Raw genomic sequence first — 2,675 nt, forward strand, 5'->3', positions numbered from 1 at the left:
TGCCATTTCGTTTAAAAAAGTAGAATTTTTCATCTTGATTTCCTACATTGCGCGCAATTCACCCGTGGCGTGAATCACGCTTGTGTTTAAAAATGGTTGGTTGTTAGAAAGTGCTTATACGCTCTGTCTTTTCCTAGGGATATGTTCGGCTTTTCTACTATAACTAATATGTGTGTTGCCTGAAATACATGTGTTACCACATACAACAGCTTCACCACCAATATGAGCTTTTTCACAAATTTTGGCATTGCCGTGAATTTCGGCTATTCCGTAAACTTGCGCATTATCGAAAATATGTGCATTGGATTCAACACAAGCGTTTCCAAAAACATTAGCATTTCCATAAATACGTGCATTACATGAGATACGTGCTCGTCCAAATACTTGTGCATTCTCATAAATTTGAGCATTACTGCAAACCTTTGCCTTATCCCTAACCCAACAATCGCCCTCATGAGAGAGGTTACCTTCATGCTCTATAAAACCACCAAGATCACCTTTCTTGACCTTTCCAAAGTCTCTCAGTGCACGAATGCGACGAACTGGTCGACGATAGAGGATGTCTATTTCATCAGTAAGTTCGTATTTCTTTTTCATGGTTACTATTTCTCACGTTCTTCGATTATGGTGGAGCCACTAATTTTACAATTTCCAGCAATGTTTACACGACAGCAAATATATGCTTGATTGTAAATTTTAGCATTTCCGTAAACGTGTACACTTTCCCCTATAACAGAATTCCCATAAATCCGCGCATAGTCAAAAACCTTGGCATTATCTCCAACATCAGCACCACCAACTTCGGCATAATCAAAAACTTGTGCATTTCCAGAAATTTGTGCATTCCCATAAACACGGGCATCATCATAAACTTTGGCATTATCGTAAACTTGTGCATTGCCAAAAATCCAACAGTCTCTCTTATGGCTTAAGTTGCTCTCTTTTTCTATAAAACCGCCTAGGTCACCTTTTTTGACATATCCAAAGTCTCTTAATGCTCTAATTCGGTGAAGAGTTCTTCCATCAAACACAGTTTTTTCATCAGTAAATTCGTATTTTTTTTCCATGGTTTATTGCCTCATGCCCGTTGTGATGATTTTATCATTGATGATCTCTGCGTTTCCATGAATAAATGCATCACCACAGATTTTGGCATTTCCCCCAACTTTTGCTCTGATGGAAATCAATGGACTGTCATAGATTTTAGCATTTCCATAAATTTCAGCTTTTCCACTAATAAATGCACCACCGGAAACTTGTGCATTTTCGTAGATTTGTGCACTGGCAAAAACACGAGCATGTCCAAAAATCTGCGCATTACCAAAAATATTAGTTTCTCCGGTAACAGATGCACTACCAAAAACACATGCATTTTCGTAAATATCAGCAATGTTATAAATATAAGCATCACCATAAACCTTGGCTTTGTCATAAACTCTTGCATAACCATCTACACGAGCATTCCCATAAACATGTGCATCATCAAAAACCTTGGCATAACCATAGACTTTTGCATCATCACCTACCCAGCAATTGCCATCATGACTTAGATTGTCTTCTTTCTCGATATAGCCGCCAAGATCACCTTTCTTGACGTCCCCCAAATCTCTCAGTGCACGAATGCGGCGGAGCGTTCTGCGCCCAAACTCAATTGTTTCATCAGTAAATTCGTATTTTTTTTCCATGGTTTAAGTCGCCCTTATCTTAAAACAGTGTCATTTCCAGATACTTTTGTATTTCCGGTTACTTTGGCATTCTCGCAAACTATTGCACCACCAAACACACGGGCATTTCCAGAGATTTTTGCGTGACCGCCAACTTTAGCTTTTTCAGAGACATGTGCTCCATCATAAATTTCGGCACAACCACCAACCTTTGCTTTACCGAAAATACGAGCATTGTCACAAGCGGATGCAACGTGCGAAATTGTAGCGTTGTCGAAAACTTCTGCATTGTCATAAACGCGTGCATGTTCGGAAATTACGGCGTCATGGTATATTCTTGCTTTTCCATAAACCTTGGCATCACCGCAAACTTTTGCATTAACGTAAATGACTGCATCATCGTAAACATGTGCATCATCGTAAACACGTGCATCATCGTAAACACGTGCATCATCGTAAACTTGTGCACTTCCATAAATACGAGAATTGTCGTAAACCTTGGCGTTACCGTAAACTTGTGCCTTATCGTAAACTTGTGCCTTATCACAAACCGTAGCATTTCCACTAATACAGGCGCCATCAAATATCTTGGCATTATCAAAAATGGTAGCGCTTTCAAGCACCTTGGCATCACCATCTACCCAACAATCATCTTCATGACTTAGGTTGTCTTCTTTCTCGATATAGCCTCCTAGGTTGCCTTTCTCGACATCACCAAAGTTTCTTAAAGCACGTATACGGTGAAGGATTTTGCCATCAACATTGATTGTTTCATCAGTAAGTTCGTATTTTTTTTCCATGGTTTATTTCCCTTAATGCATGTTTTGTTTTTTAATCTCTTGAGACAACACACCAATTCCTTTTGCTGTGATTTTTGCGCAAGGAATGACTTTTTCTATTCCACTTGCGGTTTGAAGTGTAATGGTGGGACAATCCATTAGTCCTTTTTGGATTTTATCCTGATAAGGCAATAAGCGATCCCCGAAAGTGCGTCGATACACCCATCCTTTT

The 2,675-nt window shown here is 39.4% G+C and carries 5 protein-coding genes; all 5 read right to left on the reverse strand.

The window, feature by feature from the left end:
* Positions 1-114: 114 nt before the first annotated feature.
* Complete coding sequence (locus tag ACFIME_RS07210; protein ID WP_375607541.1) at positions 115-597, reverse strand: hypothetical protein; 483 nt, start codon at positions 595-597, stop codon at positions 115-117.
* A 5-nt stretch (positions 598-602) separates the two neighbouring features.
* Positions 603-1,067 (reverse strand): hypothetical protein, encoded by a 465-nt coding sequence (locus ACFIME_RS07215; RefSeq protein ID WP_375684725.1) that lies wholly within the window; start codon positions 1,065-1,067, stop codon positions 603-605.
* Between the two features lie 3 nt (positions 1,068-1,070).
* Positions 1,071-1,685 (reverse strand): hypothetical protein, encoded by a 615-nt coding sequence (locus tag ACFIME_RS07220; protein ID WP_375684726.1) that lies wholly within the window; start codon positions 1,683-1,685, stop codon positions 1,071-1,073.
* A 14-nt stretch (positions 1,686-1,699) separates the two neighbouring features.
* Positions 1,700-2,464, reverse strand: coding sequence for a hypothetical protein (locus ACFIME_RS07225; RefSeq protein ID WP_375684727.1), 765 nt, complete (start codon positions 2,462-2,464; stop codon positions 1,700-1,702).
* Between the two features lie 12 nt (positions 2,465-2,476).
* Positions 2,477-2,675 (reverse strand): phage antirepressor KilAC domain-containing protein (locus ACFIME_RS07230; protein WP_375661206.1); only part of this gene is annotated, 199 nt, incomplete at its 5' end.

Origin of the sequence: Bartonella sp. AP1QHHD (assembly GCF_042196265.1) — a bacterium.
Classification (GTDB): Bacteria; Pseudomonadota; Alphaproteobacteria; order Rhizobiales; family Rhizobiaceae; genus Bartonella.

What these genes read in the sequence shown, in the direction of transcription:
- ACFIME_RS07220 (WP_375684726.1), bottom strand. Translation starts at nt 1,685, where the DNA reads ATGGAAAAAAAATACGAATTTACTGATGAAACAATTGAGTTTGGGCGC.
- ACFIME_RS07210 (WP_375607541.1), bottom strand. Translation starts at nt 597, where the DNA reads ATGAAAAAGAAATACGAACTTACTGATGAAATAGACATCCTCTATCGT.
- ACFIME_RS07225 (WP_375684727.1), bottom strand. Translation starts at nt 2,464, where the DNA reads ATGGAAAAAAAATACGAACTTACTGATGAAACAATCAATGTTGATGGC.
- ACFIME_RS07215 (WP_375684725.1), bottom strand. Translation starts at nt 1,067, where the DNA reads ATGGAAAAAAAATACGAATTTACTGATGAAAAAACTGTGTTTGATGGA.